The organism is Rhodopirellula sp. UBA1907 (genome assembly GCF_002337565.1).
In the GTDB taxonomy this organism is placed as follows: Bacteria; Planctomycetota; Planctomycetia; order Pirellulales; family Pirellulaceae; genus Rhodopirellula; species Rhodopirellula europaea.
Map to the genome: position 1 here is coordinate 93,239 of NZ_DDGH01000006.1, position 20,205 is coordinate 113,443.

The 20,205-nt window shown below is 57.1% G+C and carries 17 protein-coding genes; 7 read left to right on the forward strand and 10 right to left on the reverse strand.

What is annotated here, in order from left to right; translation table 11 throughout:
- The 6 genes from B2R17_RS02255 to B2R17_RS02280 form a co-directional block, all read right to left on the reverse strand.
- Window positions 1–415 (reverse strand): FAD-binding protein (locus B2R17_RS02255; RefSeq protein WP_286762667.1); only part of this gene is annotated, 415 nt, incomplete at its 3' end.
- A 7-nt stretch (window positions 416–422) separates the two neighbouring features.
- Window positions 423–1,868 carry an FAD-binding oxidoreductase gene (locus B2R17_RS02260; protein WP_286762668.1) on the reverse strand — a complete coding sequence of 482 codons (1,446 nt, stop codon included), beginning with the start codon at window positions 1,866–1,868 and terminating at the stop codon, window positions 423–425.
- Window positions 1,865–2,998, reverse strand: a complete 1,134-nt coding sequence (locus B2R17_RS02265; RefSeq protein WP_008656814.1) for a Gfo/Idh/MocA family protein — start codon at window positions 2,996–2,998, stop codon at window positions 1,865–1,867. Before B2R17_RS02265 ends, B2R17_RS02260 begins: the two co-directional genes overlap by 4 nt.
- 165 nt (window positions 2,999–3,163) lie before the next feature.
- On the reverse strand, window positions 3,164–4,219 hold the full coding sequence (locus B2R17_RS02270) for a sugar phosphate isomerase/epimerase family protein (RefSeq protein WP_286762669.1): 1,056 nt from the start codon (window positions 4,217–4,219) through the stop codon (window positions 3,164–3,166).
- A 325-nt stretch (window positions 4,220–4,544) separates the two neighbouring features.
- The gene (locus B2R17_RS02275; protein ID WP_007326182.1) at window positions 4,545–4,814 is read right to left on the reverse strand and encodes a WXG100 family type VII secretion target; all 270 of its coding nucleotides are present in this window, start codon (window positions 4,812–4,814) and stop codon (window positions 4,545–4,547) included.
- Window positions 4,811–5,515, reverse strand: coding sequence for a tetratricopeptide repeat protein (locus tag B2R17_RS02280; RefSeq protein WP_286762670.1), 705 nt, complete (start codon window positions 5,513–5,515; stop codon window positions 4,811–4,813). Before B2R17_RS02280 ends, B2R17_RS02275 begins: the two co-directional genes overlap by 4 nt.
- 241 nt (window positions 5,516–5,756) lie before the next feature.
- Between B2R17_RS02280 and B2R17_RS02285 the strand changes: the two genes are divergently transcribed.
- Together B2R17_RS02285 and B2R17_RS02290 are read left to right on the forward strand one after the other, a co-directional pair.
- Window positions 5,757–8,852, forward strand: coding sequence for a DUF1592 domain-containing protein (locus B2R17_RS02285; protein WP_339887537.1), 3,096 nt, complete (start codon window positions 5,757–5,759; stop codon window positions 8,850–8,852).
- Window positions 8,849–10,171: a DUF1552 domain-containing protein gene (locus tag B2R17_RS02290; protein ID WP_286762672.1), complete on the forward strand. Its 1,323-nt coding sequence runs from the start codon at window positions 8,849–8,851 to the stop codon at window positions 10,169–10,171. Before B2R17_RS02285 ends, B2R17_RS02290 begins: the two co-directional genes overlap by 4 nt.
- A gap of 1 nt (window position 10,172) precedes the next feature.
- Here B2R17_RS02290 and B2R17_RS02295 read toward each other — a convergent pair whose 3' ends face one another.
- Window positions 10,173–11,171 (reverse strand): aldo/keto reductase, encoded by a 999-nt coding sequence (locus tag B2R17_RS02295; protein ID WP_037199039.1) that lies wholly within the window; start codon window positions 11,169–11,171, stop codon window positions 10,173–10,175.
- A gap of 226 nt (window positions 11,172–11,397) precedes the next feature.
- Here B2R17_RS02295 and B2R17_RS02300 point away from each other — a divergent pair, with 226 nt between their 5' ends.
- The gene (locus B2R17_RS02300; RefSeq protein ID WP_286762673.1) at window positions 11,398–12,348 is read left to right on the forward strand and encodes a glycosyltransferase family 2 protein; all 951 of its coding nucleotides are present in this window, start codon (window positions 11,398–11,400) and stop codon (window positions 12,346–12,348) included.
- Between the two features lie 97 nt (window positions 12,349–12,445).
- On the opposite strand, the gene proB is transcribed toward B2R17_RS02300, so the two are convergent.
- Both proB and xylB read right to left on the reverse strand, forming a co-directional pair.
- The gene (proB, locus tag B2R17_RS02305; RefSeq protein WP_286762674.1) at window positions 12,446–13,615 is read right to left on the reverse strand and encodes a glutamate 5-kinase; all 1,170 of its coding nucleotides are present in this window, start codon (window positions 13,613–13,615) and stop codon (window positions 12,446–12,448) included.
- Window positions 13,612–15,141, reverse strand: a complete 1,530-nt coding sequence (gene xylB / locus B2R17_RS02310; RefSeq protein WP_286762675.1) for a xylulokinase — start codon at window positions 15,139–15,141, stop codon at window positions 13,612–13,614. The genes proB and xylB overlap by 4 nt, the downstream gene beginning before the upstream one ends.
- A gap of 143 nt (window positions 15,142–15,284) precedes the next feature.
- On the opposite strand from xylB, the gene B2R17_RS02315 reads away from it, so the two are divergent.
- Entirely contained in the window at window positions 15,285–16,826 is a 1,542-nt protein-coding gene (locus tag B2R17_RS02315) for an ABC transporter substrate-binding protein (RefSeq protein ID WP_286762676.1), read from the forward strand.
- Between the two features lie 17 nt (window positions 16,827–16,843).
- Window positions 16,844–18,310, forward strand: coding sequence for a DASH family cryptochrome (locus B2R17_RS02320; protein ID WP_286762677.1), 1,467 nt, complete (start codon window positions 16,844–16,846; stop codon window positions 18,308–18,310).
- A gap of 42 nt (window positions 18,311–18,352) precedes the next feature.
- Here B2R17_RS02320 and B2R17_RS02325 read toward each other — a convergent pair whose 3' ends face one another.
- Complete coding sequence (locus B2R17_RS02325) at window positions 18,353–19,378, reverse strand: leucine-rich repeat domain-containing protein (RefSeq protein ID WP_286762678.1); 1,026 nt, start codon at window positions 19,376–19,378, stop codon at window positions 18,353–18,355.
- A 50-nt stretch (window positions 19,379–19,428) separates the two neighbouring features.
- Between B2R17_RS02325 and B2R17_RS02330 the strand changes: the two genes are divergently transcribed.
- Window positions 19,429–19,794, forward strand: a complete 366-nt coding sequence (locus tag B2R17_RS02330; RefSeq protein ID WP_286762679.1) for a CPXCG motif-containing cysteine-rich protein — start codon at window positions 19,429–19,431, stop codon at window positions 19,792–19,794.
- Window positions 19,795–19,847: 53 nt separating this feature from the next.
- Window positions 19,848–20,205 (forward strand): 2-phosphosulfolactate phosphatase (locus B2R17_RS02335; RefSeq protein WP_286762680.1); only part of this gene is annotated, 358 nt, incomplete at its 3' end.

A 20,205-nucleotide genomic window follows, 5' to 3' on the forward strand; every position in this document is an offset into this window, starting at 1 on the left:
CACGCAGGCCGCCGTATCTCCAACGACCGGGACCGCTCCAACCCGAGGCAACGCAACCACCGATCGTCGCACCGAATTGGGCTCGCGGTGGGTCAAAGGGCAGAGTCTGACCGTTCTCCGAGAGCGCCGCCATGATCTCTTCTAGAGGCGTTCCCGAGGCAACCGAAATGGTGAACTCGGATGGGTCATACTGCAGAATGCCCGAAAGGTTCCGCGTGGAATAGCGTTGCGTCGCGACAGGTTCCGAAGCCGCAGACTCGGCGCTACTCAGTCGAGACAAACCGGGTTTGCTGCACCCACCTACGGGAATCAAATGCGTCGATGATGATGACGCCTTCCAATCCCGAATCAGATCGGCCCAGTGCCGTACGGATTCAGGAGCTTCCACGTCGGGCACCGCAGACGCGGGAGTCATCTCGGGTTCACTCACGGAAGATCACCCCCGCTTTTTCCAATGGATGCAATCCCGATGTGGACAGAGCAGGGGACTCCGCATCCGGAAACATCTTGCCGCGATTGCAGATCTCATGCGGGTCCATCTCCGCTCTGACGCGGTGCATCAAATCGATCGTCGGCTCGTCAAACATCTCGGCAAAAACGCCACGCTTCTCAATCCCAACGCCATGCTCGCCGGTGATTGATCCGCCCATCTCGATGCACAACCGAAGAATCGCATGAGCAAAATCATTGGCCGCATCAAAAGCACCCGGAATCTTTCCGTCGTACATGATCAACGGGTGCAAATTGCCATCGCCAGCATGAAAGACATTCGCGACCGGCACACCACACTCACGACTCATCGATTCAATTCGTTCGAGGGCTTCGCCCAAACAGCGCCGCGGAACGACACCATCTTGCACGATGAAGTCAGGGCTGAGTCGACCGGCCGCTGAGAAGACCGACTTGCGTCCCTTCCAAATCGCCAGCCGCTCCGCATCATTGGCGGCGATCTCCACCGCAGATGGTTGAGTGCCCGCGATCACCTCCGCCAGAATTTCTTTTTCCATCGCGACACGTTCAGCGGAACCTTCCAGCTCAACGATCAGCACGCTATTCGCGTTTTTGGGATAGCCACACGCCACGGCGGCTTCGGCGGCGCGAATCGACATCGCGTCCATGATCTCCATCGCACCAGGCAACAAATTCGCGGCGATGATCGCACCAACCGCATTCCCGGCGGCGCGGATGTCGTCGTACCCAACCAACACCGTGTGGAAAACTTCCGGCAGCGGCAGCAATCGCAGAGTGGCTTGCAACGCGATCCCCAACATGCCTTCGTTGCCGCACAAAAAACCGGTTGTATCCGGACCGGCGTGCTCCAATGACGATCCACCGATGCTCGTCACGGTTCCGTCGCCGAGCACCACATCCATCGACAACGTGTGACCGGCGGTCATGCCGTATTTTAGGCAGTGAGCGCCACCGGAATTGAATGCGATGTTGCCGCCAATCGTGCAAACGGATTGGCTGGAAGGGTCCGGTGCGAAGTACAACCCGTGTGGGCGAGCGGCTTGAGAAACGGCAAGGTTCACCACCCCGCACTGAACCGTCGCGGTTCGTTCGACGGGATCGACGTGCAAGATTCGGTTCAGCCGATTCAGCGCGATCACAATCCCATCGCGATGTGGCATTGCGCCACCGGAGAGGCCCGTGCCGCTGCCTCGTGCGACCACCGGCACGTGATGTTCGTAACACCACCGCACCGCGGACACGACCTCGTCGGCGGTCTCGGGAAAGACCACCCCGCGAGGTCGAGCGGTGTATGCGAGCAACCCGTCTGATTCAAAAGCAGCCTGGGCCGCCGAATCGGTTCGAAACCGATCGGCAGGAAACAGCTCTGCCAAACCAGTCAGGTCGCTGGCTTTCACTTCACGTCTTTCCAGCTGCGTGTTGCGGCACTGTCGAGCACGGCGTCACAAACTCGCTGCGTTTCCAGTGCATCGCGGAAAGTCGGAGCGGCGGGTTGGTCCGACTCCAATGACTTCAAGAAGTCAGCGACTTGGTGCACGAAGGTGTGCTCATAGCCGATCTGCAATCCAGGAACCCACCAGTTGGCCATGTAAGGCTGATCGCCATCGCTGACGTGAATGCTTCGCCAGCCGCGGACGATGCTGTCGTCGTTGTGGTCAAAGAATTCCAAACGATGCAGGTCGTGCAAATCCCAACGAAGCGAACCGTGCTCGCCGTTGATTTCCAGCGTGTACAACGCTTTGTGACCACGAGCGTACCGGGTCGACTCAAACAACCCGAGCGAACCGTTGTCGAAGTGGCAATGGAAAGCACACGCGTCATCAATCTTGACGGGAGTCTTTTCACCGGTTTCGGAGTGAACGCGTTCTTTGACAAACGTTTCCGTCACTGCCGAAACATCTTGGATGCTGCCGTTGAGCCACAACGCGGTGTCGATGCAGTGGGCCAGCAAGTCACCGGTCACGCCACTGCCAGCGGCTTCCGCATCCAAACGCCACGTTGCCGCACCGCCTTGAGGAACGTCCGCGTTGATCGTCCAGTCCTGCAGGAAGTTGGCACGGTAGTGGAAAATCTTTCCGAGTCGACCTTCGTCGATCATTTGTTTCGCCAACGTCACCGCGGGGACTCGGCGGTAGTTGTACCAAACCATGTTGCGAACGCCGGCCTTTTCGACCGCTTCGCACATCTCGATGCCTTCGGCGGTGTTCATCGCCAAAGGCTTTTCGCACAAAACCATCTTGCCGGCTTCCGCGGCGGCGATCGAAATTTCTTTGTGCAAGTTATTGGGAACGCATACGTCGACAGCGTCGATGTCGTCGCGTTCGAGCAACTTGCGCCAATCGGTTTCGACCGACTCGTAACCTTGTTGCTCGGCGAAGGCCTTGGCCTTTTCTTCGTTTCGAGCGCAAACCGCTTTCAAAACGGGATGGTATTCCAGGTCAAAGAAGCGAGGTGCCTGGCGGTATCCGTTGGTGTGCGTTCGGCCCATGAAGCCGTAGCCGATCAGGCCGATGTTCAGAGGTTTCATTCGTCGATTGGGGAATAGTAGGAGATTGAATATGAATGGAGGTCAGGTAACCTTCCGCCGCAACACTGATCGCGACCGGAAGGTGGGCGTCCTGACACTTTGTCGATTCAGCAATGCGGCATGAGTCGCACTGTTTCACATTAATGTCGGTTCAATAAAAACGAATCACTCGTTCCAACCGTGAGCATCTTGAACGCTCAGCATCGCCGCCAAGATGTCGTTCCAAGTGCTTGGTTGATGCATGACATCGTTCGGGAACATGCATCCGTCCCAGCAAATGTGTTTGCAGGTTTGCAACACGTCGCCGTGTTCATCACGCAGCCAGTGGCCCGCGTCGGTGGCGATGTCCAATTTGCCGTTGGGATCGTTTGGCAAACAGTGACGTCCGGTTTTGTCATGGCTTCCCGTTCCGTGCACGGTCGCATCGTTTTGTGCAACGTGGAAGTCAATCGTCCAAGGTCGCAAGGCATGCGTCAGCTCTTTCAACGCCGCGGCCTTCTTCTCTTTATCGGCCCAGTCGAAGTCCTGCGGCAGGATTGCATCTTCAGGAGCGTTGTAGCCAAGCAAGTACAACAACGTGTGTGCCATGTCAGCTTGGAAACCGAAACGCTCGGGGTGACCGACGCGTTCCAGCAAGTCGACCATCTTCTTCCAAGAGTGCATTCCACCCCAGCAAATTTCGCCTTCGGCTGCGAGACGCTCGTCGTACTCTTCGGCGATGTCCGAAGCAGCCTTGAACGTGTCGGCGATCTTGCTTTGGTTGGCATCGGGATCTTTCACCCAATCGGCCACACCCATCGCGCTGTCCAAGCGAATGCATCCATAGGGACGCACGCCAAGCTCACGCAGCTTCTTGCCGATCTCGCATCCCTTGCGGACTTGTTTCAAGAATGCATCGACTTCTTCGGGACTGCCACCCGCACTTCCGCCGCCGGTTGGTTCCCAAACGGGGGCGACCACGGTTCCGATGTTCAACGATCGACTGCGAACCTTCTCGGCCAAAGCTTCCAGTTCCGCGTCATCGGCGTCGATGGAAACGTGAGGCGAAAACAAAAACAAATCGACTCCATCGAATTTCCGCCCGTCCACTTCCGCCGCAGCGGTCAGGTCAAGCATTTCGTCCAAGGGAATGATGGGGTTGGCATCATCGTCGCCCTTGCCGACCACTCCGGGCCAAGCAGCGTTGTGCAATTTTGGAAATGAGTTCGGGTGCTGGCTCATCGTCGGGAAGTGCCTTTGAACAAAGTGGGGTCGCGGTCAGGTTGAATCGCAAGTTTAGACGGGAAGTATCGGCCATATCACCGAAGTGCCTGAAGCGGCATTTGTGTGAATGGGGCGTCGGATTTTTTCGTTCCCGCGTCACTAGCGTGGACATTGCGACCGCTCGTTGCAAGAACCCCTCGGCGATCCGGCGACGCGAACGACACCACGCGTCCGCTAATCCGACAGAATTCGTCATGAAGCCGCCCAGGCTGAAAGCGGTTTCAGCCTATCAGGGCTCGGCGGCTCAGTCTGATTGCTGTGATTTGCCAACATGCCTCGGCAATCAACGCCCGAGATAAGCGTCCAATTGATCAGCTTTTCGCATCAGATACGGAACATGCTCGTCGGTCGCCTGCACGAGCCGTTGCAGTTGTCGCAGTTGATCCTGAAATTCTTGATTGAATTTTCTTTGCTGGTCATCCCGCCAGCTCTGTTCCAACTGGTTCATCTGCGCCGACAAGCCCGTTCCACGTTGCCGCAGCTCTTCCGCAAACCGAGCCAACTGCGATGCAAACTGGCGAATTTGATCCGGATCACCGATAGCTTGATTCATGAAATCGCCTGAAGAGATTGTTGATAGAACTGCAAACTCGCACTGAGCCCATGACGGTCGGCCAAATCGATCAGCAACTTCAAAGCGGCCGAACGAGTTTTCGCGGGACCGATGACCGCGCGGCGAATTGACGCTTGCCGCAACGACTTCATCGCCGCCATGTCTTGGCTGAGTAGCAACTGGCATCGCCCGGTGAGCAGGTAAGCTCCCGGCGAATGGGTTGCTGAATCCAGCAACGGTTCCAACTCATCAATCGCTTCGTCGTATCGTTCCAGGTCATAGAGAGCTTCCCCCAATACCATCCGCAAATACGTCAGCGATGGATCGCGGTTCAACCGAGCCCGGCAAACCTTCAGCCGGCAATTTCCCCAATCCGCGGTCGCGCGTTCGAGCTCGTGATCCGCGGATGAATTGCCCAGTCGAGTCGCCAAGTCACGGACTTCAACCAATTGCTGCACCGATCGAGCCAATTGGGCTTCTTCAAGTTCCCACAGCAACGACGAATCATCCGGAAAAGTCTCATGGGCCTGCCGCAGAATTTTGGCTGCCTGCAACGGCCGATTTTCTTCGCGATAGATCGTGGCCAACTCCAGATAGCTGTCACGATCCGTCGGGCACGTCTTCAGATGATGTTCGAGTTGCTGACGCCGCGTCGGCCCAGCAGTCGCCTCGCTTCCTTCATTGGTGGGAACAGCGGTCATGAGAAACGCTCTCGAGATGAGAATCATGTGGCGGGGCGATAGGCCAGCAAACCGGTGTTGAACCGAAACTGACGTCGCCAGAAGAGACCACTCAGTATGGATGACGCGAGCCCAGATTGCAAAATCGCCGCCCCCCAGTTTGGTTTACTGGTTCGTTCAGGATGGGAATGGGCTATCATGACTAACCCGTTCGTCGGTTGTCTCGGCCGCGATCGCCCCCGCCGCGGTCCCCCCGCACCCTATGCCCCGATTCGCGTTCCCTCCTAACCACAACGCGGCCATGCATTCCATGCGACTCACACTGATCCTTCTTGTTGGCTGTTGCTGCGGCACAAGTCACGGATCGGATTCTCTTCAAACCGTCTTTCAAGACACGGTTCAACCGTTTCTGCAACAGAATTGCTTGCAGTGTCATGACGACCAATCTGCGGAAGGTGACCTCGACCTCAGCGCGGACCGAAACATCGACGATGTTGTGAAACGGTTCCGTCACTGGGCGGTTGTCTTGGACCGTTTGGAAGTCGGCGACATGCCTCCGGAAGATTCCGACATCCAGCCTTCCGCCGCACAACGCGACGCAGTGATCGCTTGGATCGAATCCCTCAAAGCGGCAGAAGCAAAACGAACCAGTGGCGATCCCGGGTTGGTGCTCGCCCGGCGACTCAGCAGTGCCGAATATGATCGCACCATCCGCGATCTCACCGGCGTCGACATTCGTCCCGCAGCGGACTTTCCCATCGACCCAGCCAACGAAGCCGGCTTCGACAACTCCGGTGAATCGCTGACGATGTCTCCCGCATTGCTCAAAAAATACTTGCAGGCAGCTCGGCGCGTTGCCGAGCACATGGCGATCACGCCTTCGGGACTGGCGTTCTCTCCTCACCCTGTGATCACGCCCACTGATCGCGATAAATTTTGCGTCAACCGAATCATCGATTTCTATCGACAGCAAAACACCGAGATCTCCGACCACTTGTTTGTTGTCTGGAAGAACCAGCAGGCTTCGTCCGCAGCCTCGTTGGATGAGCAATGCCAACAACATGGAGTCAGCGCAAAGTACTGCCGAGTGCTAGACGACTTGCTCCGGGCGGAACAGGGCGATGACGAACAACCAGCCATCGGTCCCATTGTCGCCTTAAAACAGATGTGGAATGAGGTTGCTCAAAAAGACCTCACCGATTCCGAAGCTCGAACGCACTGCGACGCCATCGCCGAATTCATTGAGTCGCTACGTGAATCCTTGATTCCTGATGTCCCCAACCTGACCGCACCGGATATGAATCCTGGCTCGCAATCGTTGGTGCTTTGGAAGAACCGGCAGTTCGTTGCGAATCGTCGGCGATTCGCGAAAGACCAACTGCCTCCACTTCCGGAACTGATGAAGAGTTTCGATCCCAGCCGGTTTGAGATTCCCGCACAAGACGCCGTGGTCACGGCCATGACCGTGCCCGAATCAGAAACCGACCAGGAGACTTTCTCGCAAGAGCTGGATCGATTCTGCAGCGTGTTTCCGGACCAGTTCTTGGTGTCCGAACGGGCCCGGGTGTACCTGGACCAAAAGAAGGAAAAAAAGCTCAAGGGCCGCTTCTTGAGCGCCGGTTTCCACAGCCAAATGGGATACTTCCGCGACGACGCTCCCCTTTGCGACTTGATGTTGACCGACGACCAACGCGAAACGCTCGATCGCCTTTGGTTGGAACTCGATTTCGTGACTTCCGCTCCCATGCGTCAATACGCGGGCTTCATCTGGTTTGACCGAACCGACTCCAAATTCATGCGTGACCGCGAGTTCGATCGGTACCGCGCTGAAGACAAGGACTGCATCGCGGAAGAGAAGGTCCGTGGTTTGTGCGATGCCTACACAAAAAAAGCCGAACGCGTTGGAGCGAGCCCGAAAGCTCTCGCGGCGATCCGGCGATACTTCGACGACATGTCGAAAACCTTTCGATCGCTCGAACAAATTCGCGAGCAATCTGAACCCGTTCAGCTCGAAGCAATGTTGCAGTTTGCCGAGCGAGCGTACCGCCGGCCACTCAAACAATCTGACAAAGATTCCCTGCTCGCGTTCTATCAATACTTGCGAACCGAAGGCGAACTCGATCACGAAGAATCCATTCGCGATTGCGTCGTGCGGATTTTGATGTCGCCCCATTTTTGCTACCGCGTTGACCCCACCAATCAATTGGCCGGCTCCGACACGATTGACTCGAAATTGCCATCCGGTGTCGAGCCACTGGACTCTCATTCGTTGGCAAACCGGTTGAGCTACTTCGTTTGGTCGAGCATGCCGGACGAAGAACTGATGGAACTTGCGGCACAGGATCGTCTGCAAGATCCAAACGTTCTCGCCGAGCAAACACATCGGATGTTGAGCGACATTCGCAGCCAAGGCTTCGTTCGCGAATTCATGGGCAACTGGTTGAACTTCCGACGCTTTGATCAGCACAACGGAGTCGACCGCGAAAAGTTCCCGACGTTCACGGATGACCTGCGACAGTCGATGCTGGAAGAACCTCTGCGGTTCTTCACCGACCTGATCCAACGAGACGGATCAGTGCTCGATCTGCTGTACGCGAAACATACGTTCGTCGATCTAGACCTGGCGACGCACTATGGCATCGACGCGAAACGCTTTGACTCGCTGCTGCAAACGTCGGACTCCGAAGACGGTTGGATTCAGCTGCCCGATGCCAATGAGTACGGCCGAGGCGGTTTATTGCCGATGGGCGTGTTTTTGACTCGCAATTCGCCAGGACTGAGAACCAGCCCCGTGCAGCGAGGCAATTGGGTTGTCCAGCGAGTTCTCGGCGAGCACGTCCCGGCACCCCCCGCCGAGGTTCCGGAGTTGCCCGAAGACGAATCCAAACTCGGTGACCTGACCATCCGCGAGGCCCTTGCTCGGCACCGTGAACACCCCAGTTGCGCGGGATGCCACGAGAGAATCGACTCGATGGGATTGGTCTTCGAAGGCTACGGTCCCGTTGGTGAAATGCGAGACGCGGACCTGGGCGGACGTGCGATCGACGCCAGCGTGGTGTTCCCCGATGGCAGCCAAGGAATCGGCATCGATGGACTGCGAGACTACATTCGTCGCGACCGTGAAAGAGACTTCGTTGAACATCTTTGTCGCAAGCTTTTGGCCTTCGCACTTGGACGTTCCTTGCAGCTATCGGATGAATCCTTGATCACTGAGATGCAGACCAACTTAGAAGCCAACGACTATCGTTTTCAGTCCATGATCGAAACGATCGTGACCAGCCCCGCGTTTCGCAACAAACGCGTTCAACTCGCCTCCGTCGACAACGCTCCTCATTCAGAAACGGAACCTTCCCCATGACTCACGCTGTCAATCGACGAACATTGCTGCGCGGTGCCGGTGTTGCCATGGCTTTGCCTTGGTTGGAATCGATCCCGGTTTGGGGCCGCGAAACGATGGTTGGAAATGATGCCGCCGAAACTCCACAACGCTTTGCCGCGTTGTTCATGGGTTGCGGGATCAATGCGGATCACTGGTGGGCCAAAGGCTCCGGCAAAGACATGGAGCTGGGCAAAAGCCTGGCTCCCATGGAATCGCTCAAACACAAGATGAACTTCATCACCGGACTGTTCAACGAGAACGCGACCGGGGTGGGCATTCACCCGGGGCAAACCGGCAACATTCTTTCGGGTGCTTCGCTCAAGAAAGGATCCGAGCTTCGCGGCGGCATCAGCATGGACCAAGTGCTCGCGAATCATTTCCAAGATCAAACGGCGGTTCCAAGCTTGGTACTCGGATGTGAGCAACCGGTCACGGGATACCACGAGACCAATTTCTCGATGGCGTACAGTTCCCACATTTCGTGGCAAAACGCGACTTCGCCGGTGCCGATGGAGGTCTACCCATCGCTCGCGTTTGACGCACTGTTCGATAATCAGGGCAGTCGTCGCAACGAAAGCATTCTGGACCGAGTGGGTGAAGACGCGGCGTCTTTGCGACGACAAGTCAGCGTGTCCGACCGAGCCAAGTTAGAAGAGTTTATGAGCAGCGTTCGTGAGGTGGAGAAGCGTGCGGCGTCGATGCGAGCTGCACACGCGAAAGCGAGCGATCGAGCGAAAGACCAAGGCAAACCGATTCATGCAATGAAACGTCCCGACGACGGGTTGCCCGAAGATATCCGAGAGCACATGCGATTGATGTGTGACATCGTCGCGTTGGGTTTTCAAACCGACAAAGCTCGTGTCGCGACGCTGCTGCTTAACCGTGATTTGTCGGGATTGTTCTATCCATTCCTGGACGTCAAATCGACGCACCATTCGGCTTCGCACAGCGATCGCTCGGATGCCTACGAACGGATTTCGCGATACTACTGCAGCCAGTACGCGTACTTGGCCGGCAAGCTGGACGCGATGGCGGAAGGCGACGGCACGGTGTTGGACCATTCATGTTTGTTGTTCCTTTCCAGCATGTGGTCAGGCAACGCTCACGATTCCAGCAAACTGCCGGTGCTGTTGACCGGTGGCTTGTCAGGAAACATGGAAACCGGCCGTGTGTTGGACTACCTCGAAAAATCCGACGACGACCGACGGCTTTGCAGCATGTATCTGTCGATCATGGATCGCATGGGAGTGCCGATGGAAGAGTTCGGCGACGCGGATCAACCACTCGCCGGTCTGTGATTCACTTGCCGCTGTACCAAACGCCGCGACGCCATTGGTGCAGTTGCAAACGACGAAGGAAATCTTCGGGCAAAGCCGGCAAGGCTTCCGTCGCCACGTTCAATGCGACTTGTTCGACATTTCGCATACCGACAATCACGGTTTGAACCGCCGAGGGTGACATGGCGAACTGAATCGCGGTCGCGGCCAACGAATAATGCTCGTCCAACCCAAACTCTTTCAAATCATCGCGAATGGCATCGACTCGTTTTGCCGTCCGCTGCATGCGATCGCCGGCGAAGTAACCGGACCGGAAGTCGTCCTCCGGGAACTGGTGATCGGCCGAGTACTTGCCGGTCAGGGCACCTTCGTCCAATGAAACGCGAACGATCACTCCGGTCCCCGTCTCTTCTGCAACGGGCAACAACTGGGCGGCGGGTTCTTGTTCAAAGATGTTGAACACGACCTGAACCACATCGACCAATCCATCTCGCATCAACTGGATCACGCAGTTCTGATCTTGCTCGGGCGTGCACAAACCAATGCGGTTGATCTTGCCTTCCTGACGAAGCTTTTGCAGCACGAGCAGTGGCTGCGGGTCATCGTTCCAGGCCGACGTCCAGGAGTGCAGTTGCAACAGATCAAGGCATTCGACACCGAGGTTTCGCAAGCGTTCTTCGACGTTGGCTCGGATGTAGGCGGCACCGTATCGATCTTGCCAGCGGCAATACGGGCTGGGTGGCCACGGGCCTTCCGAAGGTGGCGTTTTGGTCGCCACATGAATCTTTTCGCGGATCGAGGCGGGCAGCTGTTTCAGGAACTGGCCGATGACTTGTTCACTGCGGCCATCCCCGTATCCGGGAGCAGTGTCGATGAAAGTGATCCCGTGTTCGATGGCGTGCTGAAGTGCAGCGAGGGAAGCCTCGTCGTCTTGAGCGCCCCATTGTCCACCAAGAGCCCACCCCCCGAATCCAAGTCGCGAAACGGGAAAACCATCATGACCAAGGGAGACTTGTTTCATAGCAAACGTTTCACGTGGTGAGATTCGCGGGTGGAAAAAGGAAGGGTCTGGAAAGCGATGACGATTATCGGGTCGGTCCGTCTGCCTCAAAAGGAACTTGCCGGCTTTCGAGATGAACCGGACCGATCGTCTCAACTGGAATCACGGTTGCGTCCGAAATCCTTTCTCAGCGGCGAACCGAGGGTCTCGGTCGGCCCGGTAAGCAAAATCCTTGGCAGGTGCAGTGGTGCGAAATTTGTCTAACATCCCGCGTTTGTCGATCGTCGTCCCTCATGGTGGTGATGGCGCGGCTTTCGAATCCTCGCTCGCAAGCGTATTGCAGCATCGCCCAGATGGGTGCGAGGTGATTGTGCCTCATGACGGGACCTATGACGACCCGTTTGATTTGGGCGAAGAAGTTCGTTTCGTCGACAGTGGTTCGACCAGCGTCCTGCGCCAGATTTCCGAAGCCGCTGAATTGGCGATGGGCCGATTCGTGCACGTCGTCGCGGATGGCCACGTCGCCACGGAAAACTGGACCGACGCAGCTCTCGCACAATTCGAAGGCCACGAAACCGGTGTGGTCGTGCCCGTGGTCCGTGACTCGGAAACGCAACGCATCGAGCACGCTGGATGGCGAACCACCGCTTCGTCCGCCTGCGGCCCAATCGGATTTGGCGACAAACAAGTCGCTCGCAAAGCCGCCGCTCGCGTCGAAGGAGCCTTCCTGGCCGCGTCGTTCTGGCGTCGTGATCTGCTTCGCAGTTTGGCGATCAGCTACCGCGGTACCGACACGATCGAAGCATCGCTTGCTTACGGTCACTTGACCACGCAAGCCGGCTGGCGATGCGTCGTTGCCGAAGACAGCGTGATGAGTGTTGACTTCGAAACCGAAGTGCTCGACTACGACCTTCGCATCCACCAAAACCATCGCCGCCTGCAAGCCATCTCGGATCACTTCCGCGGTGGTGGATCGGCTGGTTGGGGTCGCGGTATCCAACGCTTGCTTACAACCACACTGGCCGGCGGACTTCGTCCATCCAGTTTGATCTCGGGCCTTCGACGCATGACCGCTCCGTTGGCCGGAAACGCGATTTCGCGTTCCGTGCAAACATCCGGCGTTCTGTCCGTGGATGACAATCCCGAAACGTTACCGATGACTTCCGTGCATCGTGAACCGCTTCGGCGTGCGGCTTAGCCGGACGGGTTGCGTACCGGCTCAGCGGACTGCTCGTACGATGGTCTTCCAAGACCGTCGCTCGGGTTTGGCCGGGCTTAGAAGCCCAGCCCACGGCTCATTCGGGAACGATCCGCAGCACCAAGTTGTTGCGGTGAATCACGTTTTCGTACGGACGATGCCCGAGAATCCATTCGATTTGCTCGCTGGGTTTGCCAGCGATGCGGGCCACTTCGTGGCTGCGGTAGTTCGATAGCCCACGTCCGAACTCTTCGCCGTCGGGACCGACCAAGCGGACCACATTCCCGTGCGCAAAGGTCCCTTCAACACGTTGGATCCCAATTGCCAAGAGACTGCGGCCATGCTTTTGAATGGCATCCACCGCGCCTTGGTCGAGGAACAACGTTCCCGCAACATTGGCGGAGCTACCGATCCAACGTCGACGTCCTTTCAGCGAACGCTTCGGCGGCACAAACAGTGTTCCGACGGCGTCGCCCGCGAAAATCCGGTCGAGCACGAAATCTTCGGTACCGGATCCAATGATGGTGGGATGCCCGTGTGAGTTGGCCAGCTTCGAAGCTCGAAGCTTCCCGCCCATGCCACCTTTGCTGACCGCCGACACTTGATCGTCAACCAACGCCATCACACCGTCGTCCACATCGTGAACCATGTGAATCGGCTGGCTGTCTTTTTCGTCGGGGTGTCCGTCGTACAGCGCGGAAACATCCGTCAACAAAATCAGCATCACATCGTTGAAAAGCCCCGCGACTTGCGCGGCCAAACGATCGTTGTCGCCGAAGGTCGTCTTCAATTCCGAAACGGCGACCGAGTCGTTTTCGTTGACGACCGCGATCGCGCCCAACTCATCAATTCCGTTGAGCGCGTTTCGCACGTGCAAGTAACCACTGCGACGACGAAGGTCGTTTCGGGTTAGCAAAACTTGAGCCGCGTGCCGGCCTCGTTTCTGCAACGACTTTTCGTAGGCACCGATCAAGTCGGCTTGCCCGATCGCGGCGATCGCCTGCAACGACTTCAGGTCGGTTGGACGCTGCGGCAAACCCAGCTTGGCGACGCCGGCGCCGACGGCACCGCTACTGACCATGATGGTTTGACGTCCGGTGTCGGCGATGCGGCAAAGTTGTTCCGCCAGTCGATCCACGCGATCGAGATCGAGTTTGCCGTCCGATGTAGTGAGAACTCGCGTGCCGACCTTGACCACCACGCATTGGGTTTCGTCGATGATCTGACGCCGAATGGCGAGATCGTTTGCTTCTGAGGATTCGTTCAATTTGTTGATTGCAATTCAGCCAGTTGGTGCATGTCGTCTTTCAAACTGCCGTACAGAGATCGGTAGACAGGAAAGAGCTTGTTGTAAGTGAGTTTCGCGGAACGATCCGCTTTGGTTTCGGCAGCCACTTCGATGGTCGCTTGGCATGCCTGCGCGATGTGCTTGTAAGCACCATCGCCGACCGCGGCGAGCAAGGCGACGCCGAAGGCTGGTCCCTGCTCGACCTTCAAGGTCGTGATCTTCTTGCCGAACACATCGGCTTGCATCTGACGCCAAAACACGTTCTTGCTGCCGCCACCGCTGGCGCGGATTTGGCGAACAGGAACGCCGAGCGACTCGATGATTTCCAGGCTGTCACGCAGTGCAAATGTGATGCCTTCCATCACCGCTCGGGTCATTGCCGCTCGATCATGGGTGAGATTCATACCAACGAATGCACCGCGAGCGTTTGGATCCGCGTGCGGTGTTCGTTCACCGTTCAGGTAGGGCAAAAATAGCATCCCGCCGCTGCCGGCGATTGCCTTTTCAGCTTCCGCCGTGGCGGCTTCGAACCGCTTCGACGAGGGAATTCCGGCCAAACCTTGGACGACTTGGTCTACCCACCATTGCAGCGAACCGCCGCTGGTCAAGTTCACCCCCATCATGTGCCACTTGCCGCGAACGGCGTGACAGAACGTGTGGAGTCGCCCGGACGCATCGACGTTGGGTTCGTCGCTGTGAACGAACATCACACCGCTGGTTCCGATCGACGTGCTCAGCAAACCCGTTTTCACGATGCCGTTGCCAATCGCGCCGGCGGCACAGTCTCCCGCCCCCCCGACAACCTTGCATTCTGTGGTCAGACCGAGAGCCTTCGCGGCTTCCTTGGTCAACGTACCCGTGACATCTTCGGACTCGACCACGCGAGGCAAAAGGTCGGTGGACAAATCCAATTTGCCAAGCAAAGCCTTCGACCAATCACGTTTTTTCACGTCCAAAAACAACGTGCCGCTGGCATCGCTGACTTCGGTGACATAGTCGCCCGTCAGTCGCCGGCGGATGTCGTCCTTGGGCAACAAAACTTTCGCGAGTTTGTCGAAGTTGCGTTTCTCGTTGTCTCGCAACCAAAGCACTTTCGGCGCCTGAAACCCGGTCAGAGCCGGATTGGCGACCATGCCGATCAGTTTTTCACGTGAGCCAGCGGCCGACGTGATTTGATCACACTGATCCGCGGTGCGTTGGTCATTCCACAACAATGCCGGACGAATCACATTGTCATCACGGTCCAGAAAAACCGAACCGTGCATTTGTCCCGACAAACCGATCGCTTTCACGTCAGCCTTGTCGACACCTGATTTTTTCATCACCGCTTTGACGGTCTTTTTTGTCGCCGCCCACCAGTGCTCAGGATCCTGTTGGGTCCAACCCGGTTTGGGTTGTTCCATGGGATATTCAGCATTCGCCTCGGCAACCACATGGCCGGTTTCGTCGATCAGCAGGGTCTTCGTGCCGCTGGTGCCAATGTCGATGCCAAGATAATGAGCCATATTGCGCTGCTTCAGTACGGTGAAATCAAAGACGAGTGGGATGAGAGCCGCTCCGATAAAGCGAACTGGCGGGCAGTATAACGCGTACTTGCGTTTTCAACCACGCAACCAACATTCAGAACGACGTCCCACGAGCCCCCACGATGTCTGCGAAAACTCGCCTCGCGAAGATTGAATCTGCCGATCGGGATGCGTCCCCAACCGCCTCGTTCGCCGATGGCGGCCCGAACCAGAGTGGCGACATTTCGCCTTCCAGCCAATCGAGTGAGCCCAATCGCGGCCAGCCTTCTGTGTTGCAACGACGACAGTGGTTGGGTTGGACGTCGGCCGCCGGAGTCGCCGTGTTGGCCGGTTGCCGCGAAACTTCCGTGAGCGACGAATCCGAATCCGCCCCCACCGTTCGCACTGACGTTCCACTGCGTGTGATTTGGACAGGAACCGAGGCTGACGCCGACACCTTGCGTCGAACATGGCAATCCATCAGCGAACAACCACTGAAGATCACCGTCATCGCTCCGCCGAGCAACTCTGCCACCAGTGCATCGCCGGAAACTTCAGGGGACGAACCGTCCATCTGGGATGCCGCGGCAAAGGCGGATGTGATCGCGTACCCGCTCAGCCAGCTCGGCGAAATGGTTTCGCGTGACCTCGTCATGCCACCGCTGAAGTCGGACGCCAGCTCAAACGCAGACATAGAATTCACCGTGAACAAAGCGGATCCGCCCGCGGTCCGCGTGGCGACGACCTATGGACGAGAATTGCGAGCCAAGTGCCTGGGTGGATCATTGCCAGCGATGCTGGTCGGCGAAAAGGCGACGAGCAAGGTTTCCTCGTCGTCGACCATCACCTGGGAAGGATTCGAGCAACTCGCCTCGGAATTTCCCGGCCAGGTTGCCGAGCCCACCGCGGAAGGTTGGGCCGGTGTTTCGTATCTGTGGCGATTGGCCTCCGTCCTCAGCGCCACTTGGTTATTCGATCGCAACACGCTGGAACCGTTGCTGACGCAGCCGGAATACGTCGATGTCCTGCGGCAAATGGCAGCCACCGCCAAACACGGCCCCGAGTCACCGATGACTCCCGGCGAAATTTTTCGCAATGTCGGCTCCGGCAAACTGGTCGCTGGCATCGGCTTTCCAAAAAACCAAACCGAACGGAATGCGGACGACGAAGTCGCTGCGACCAGCAATGTCCAAGTCGCCGCGTTCCCGATCGTCCAGTCCGATGTGGTCGATGCCGACGGCGAGAAGCTGGAACGAACCGGACGCGTCGTGTTCGCACCGCAAACCATCGTTGGATCCCTCGCCGCATCCTGCCGACAAACCGCGGCGGCCAGTCAGTTTCTGAAATGGTTGGCGGGAGGCGAAGGCAGCGAACCGTTGTATCGCTCGATCCCTGGATTGCAGCATCCGACGTCCAGTTCATCCATCGATGATGCGGCGGGCGGGAACTACCAGCCGTGGCTTCGGTCAGCTTGGCAAAATCCAAACGTGATGCCACCTCTGAACTTGGTCGGCGGCGATCGATATCTCGCGGCCTTGGACAGCGAAGTTCGCAAATGCTTGACAGGCGGACAAACTCCTGAGGACGCTTGCGCCGCGATTTCCAAATCCTGGTCCGAACTGCACAAAGAGTACGGCGTGACCAAACAAAAGCGTTCATGGCAGCAGGCCCTCGGACTTATTTGACAACCGATTGGCATGTTATGGCGAACGCATTGGTTTGGTTTCGAAATGATCTTCGAACCATTGACCACGAACCTCTTCTTCGCGCATCAACTGCCGACCGTTGCTTTGCCGTTCACTGCATCGACCCGCGACAGTTTGAAACGGTTGAACTGGGATTCCATCGCACCGGGCCATTTCGTGCCCGGTTCCTAATCGAATGCCTCACTGACCTGCGTTCCCGGTTGCGGTCGCTCGGCGGAGAACTGATCGTTCGAGTCGGCCGTCCCGAAACAGTCTTGCAGGATCTTTTGCCTTCCCTGTCAATCAACGCGGTTCACTTTCATCATGAACCGGGAACCGAAGAAGCCAGCACCGCCGAATCCGTTCAACAACTGTGCGACCGGCATGGCGTCTCGACTCACGTTGCCTACGGCGACACTCTGATTCATCCCGATGACTTGCCGTTCGAAATCGCGGACACGCCCGGTCTTTTCACCGACTTTCGCAAGGAAATCGAAAAGCGGTGCGAGGCTCGATCGCCGCTCGACCAACCCGCTCGATTCAACGGCACGTTGCCCGAGGACGTGAATGCCGGAGACATTCTAGCGTTGGAATCACTTGGGCTATCAACACCACCATCCGATGCACGTTGCTTGAATCAGTTTCCCGGCGGGCAAAACGCGGCACAGCAACGGATCGAGGATTACATCTGGAACGAAGATCGCTTGCGGATCTACAAAGAGACTCGCAATGGAATGCTGGAGCCGAACGACTCTTCGAAGTTCTCACCTTGGCTCGCTCACGGTTGCGTTTCGCCACGAATGATCGCGGATCAGGTGCGTCGTTACGAAGAAGAACGCGTCGAAAACAAATCGACCTATTGGATGATCTTCGAACTTCTTTGGCGTGATTACTTTCGATGGATCTCTTGCAAACACGGTGCAACACTGTTTCGTGCGAGTGGCCTACGCGGCGTGGATGTCGATTGGAAATCTGATCGAGATTTGTTTGGGCGTTGGCAAGAAGGAACGACCGGTTACCCGTTGGTCGACGCGAATATGCGGGAGCTACGGACGACCGGATACATGTCCAATCGTGGTCGCCAAAACGTCGCCAGCTTTCTGACGAAAAACCTTGGTCTTGATTGGAGGTGGGGGGCCCAGTGGTTTGAGTCGCAACTGGTCGACTATGACGTCGCCAGTAACTACGGCAACTGGAATTATGCCGCTGGTGTTGGCAATGACGCTCGCGGATTTCGGTTCTTCAATATCACCAAGCAGTCTCGAGACTACGACAAACAAGGTGAATACGCCAAACACTGGTTACCCGAACTTCGCGACCTCAGCGAGACCGAAATTCACGAACCGTGGAAGATGTCACCGGAACGTCAACGGGAAGTCGGTGTCACGATCGGAGAGGACTACCCGCATCCGATCGTCGATCTCTTTGACTCCGCGAAGGAAAACGAAGCCATCTACATGCGGGCCAAAGCGGCCAGTCACTAACCGGCTTCGCGGTTCAAGCAATCGTTATCCTCGCCCGACGATTCAATATTCGAATCGCTTGAGGTTTGGAAACATGGCTTCCAGTTCTTTGGCGGGTTCCTCTTCCAAACCGAGGTTGGTGACGAACAACGTCTCCAATTCCTGCAGTGGTTTCAGCTGGGGCAGAGCGTCAGGAGCGACGCTGGTCTTGCCCAAGTGCAGCAACTTCAAATGAGGCAGTGAGACAATCACTGGGATCGCTTCTTCGGTGATGGCGGGGCAGTTGTCGATGTTCAAAACGGTGAGCGAAGTCTTTCCTTCGAATGCCTTCAGTGACTCGTTGTCGATCTTGGTGAGCCAGAGATTGATTTTCTCTAAACCCTCAATATTCGCGATCGCGGGCATTCCTTCGGGACCAAAGTCGGTTTCTGCGAGCTCCAAATCTTCCAGCGGCAACTTCGAAATCGGCTCAAACGCCTCGCCCGTGATTTTGGTGCCTCGCAGTTTGAGTTTCGTCAATTTGGGCAGCGTTGAAATAGCAATGAGTGCTTTGTCGGTCACCGGTGAATTCATCAACGAGATATCTTGTAGCTCGTTCAACTCAGCCAACACACTCGCGCCGTCATCGGTGACAGAAGTGTCCTGGAACGTGACCGCGATCAAGGCTGGCAAACCAGAGATCGATTTTGCTTTCGCGTCATCAAACTCCTTGCCATAAATTCGCAAACGTTTCAGATTGGGCAGGGCGGCCAATCGCAAAACCGTTCCGTCCGCCCACGCCGCAGCGGGCATGAACAACTCGCTGACCGTGCTGGTGTTGGAAAGCAGCTTCACCGCGTTGTCCAAATCCGACTCGGCGACTTCCCGAAGATCGACGACCACGACGTCGTCGCCTCGCAACTTGGTCTTGGCACCCGCGATATCATCCCAGGCCGCGGCCAAGTTTGCTTCAGCCAATTCATCCGCGGCGGATTGCTCGGCGGGTGGAATCGGAATCGTTTTGGTGCTGCTGACTCCGCAACCGAGCGTTCCAATGAACAGGCTGCCGACCAGCAGGCTTTGTGCGAGCCGAACTTGTGTGAAATTCATCGGAACTCCGGTGAGTGAATTGTGAAACGTAATTGGATGTTGTTGAAATCATGAACCACCTCGATCCAGATGACTTCGACGATGCGAGCCACGCGCGACGCGACGAATGGAGCAGCGAGGATCCGACCGGCGATCTTGTGCCGGAGTGGCAGCGATTGCTCAACGATGACCCGTTGCCGCAGGACGACAACTGGGACTCGCCCGAACCGACAGCCACGGACGCGGCGTTGGATGGCGTTTACGTCTGCGACAGTTGTGGGGAGGAGATCGTGATTCCGCTCGACATCGCCGCTGGACGTGACCAACAGTATGTCGAAGATTGTCCGGTGTGTTGTAGCCCCAGCGTGATTCATGTCCATTTTGACGATTCCGATCACGCCGACGTGTGGGCGGAAGCCGAACAAGATCGCTATTGATCGCCGTCCCACCCTCACGCTCTTTTGACATTATCCCCCCGATTCGAAACATCATGAAAATCGAAACCTGGCTCACGCCCAACGCCGCCGGTCAATCCGAACGAGCCCCCGCTTCGGTCGCCGTGGTCATCGACGTTTTGCGGGCGACGACGGTTGCCGCGACCGCGCTGTCCGCCGGGGCCAAATCGATCACGACCTGCGGCGAAATCGAAGAAGCTTTCGCGATGAAAACCGCTGCGGATCCCGAGAACACGCCGTTGCTGTGCGGCGAACGGGGCTGCCAACCGATCATGGGATTCGACTACGGAAATTCCCCGGGCGAGTATTCTCCCGCCGGTGTGGGTGACCGCGATTTGGTGCTGACGACCACCAATGGAACCGCTGCGATCAAGGCGGCCGAAGAATGCGAGC

What these genes read in the sequence shown, in the direction of transcription:
- B2R17_RS02290 (WP_286762672.1), top strand. Translation starts at nt 8,849, where the DNA reads ATGACTCACGCTGTCAATCGACGAACATTGCTGCGCGGTGCCGGTGTT.
- B2R17_RS02330 (WP_286762679.1), top strand. Translation starts at nt 19,429, where the DNA reads ATGAACCACCTCGATCCAGATGACTTCGACGATGCGAGCCACGCGCGA.
- B2R17_RS02325 (WP_286762678.1), bottom strand. Translation starts at nt 19,378, where the DNA reads ATGAATTTCACACAAGTTCGGCTCGCACAAAGCCTGCTGGTCGGCAGC.
- B2R17_RS02315 (WP_286762676.1), top strand. Translation starts at nt 15,285, where the DNA reads ATGTCTGCGAAAACTCGCCTCGCGAAGATTGAATCTGCCGATCGGGAT.
- B2R17_RS02265 (WP_008656814.1), bottom strand. Translation starts at nt 2,998, where the DNA reads ATGAAACCTCTGAACATCGGCCTGATCGGCTACGGCTTCATGGGCCGA.
- B2R17_RS02275 (WP_007326182.1), bottom strand. Translation starts at nt 4,814, where the DNA reads ATGAATCAAGCTATCGGTGATCCGGATCAAATTCGCCAGTTTGCATCG.
- B2R17_RS02285 (WP_339887537.1), top strand. Translation starts at nt 5,757, where the DNA reads ATGCCCCGATTCGCGTTCCCTCCTAACCACAACGCGGCCATGCATTCC.
- B2R17_RS02320 (WP_286762677.1), top strand. Translation starts at nt 16,844, where the DNA reads ATGGCGAACGCATTGGTTTGGTTTCGAAATGATCTTCGAACCATTGAC.
- xylB (WP_286762675.1), bottom strand. Translation starts at nt 15,141, where the DNA reads ATGGCTCATTATCTTGGCATCGACATTGGCACCAGCGGCACGAAGACC.
- B2R17_RS02280 (WP_286762670.1), bottom strand. Translation starts at nt 5,515, where the DNA reads ATGACCGCTGTTCCCACCAATGAAGGAAGCGAGGCGACTGCTGGGCCG.
- B2R17_RS02295 (WP_037199039.1), bottom strand. Translation starts at nt 11,171, where the DNA reads ATGAAACAAGTCTCCCTTGGTCATGATGGTTTTCCCGTTTCGCGACTT.
- B2R17_RS02270 (WP_286762669.1), bottom strand. Translation starts at nt 4,219, where the DNA reads ATGAGCCAGCACCCGAACTCATTTCCAAAATTGCACAACGCTGCTTGG.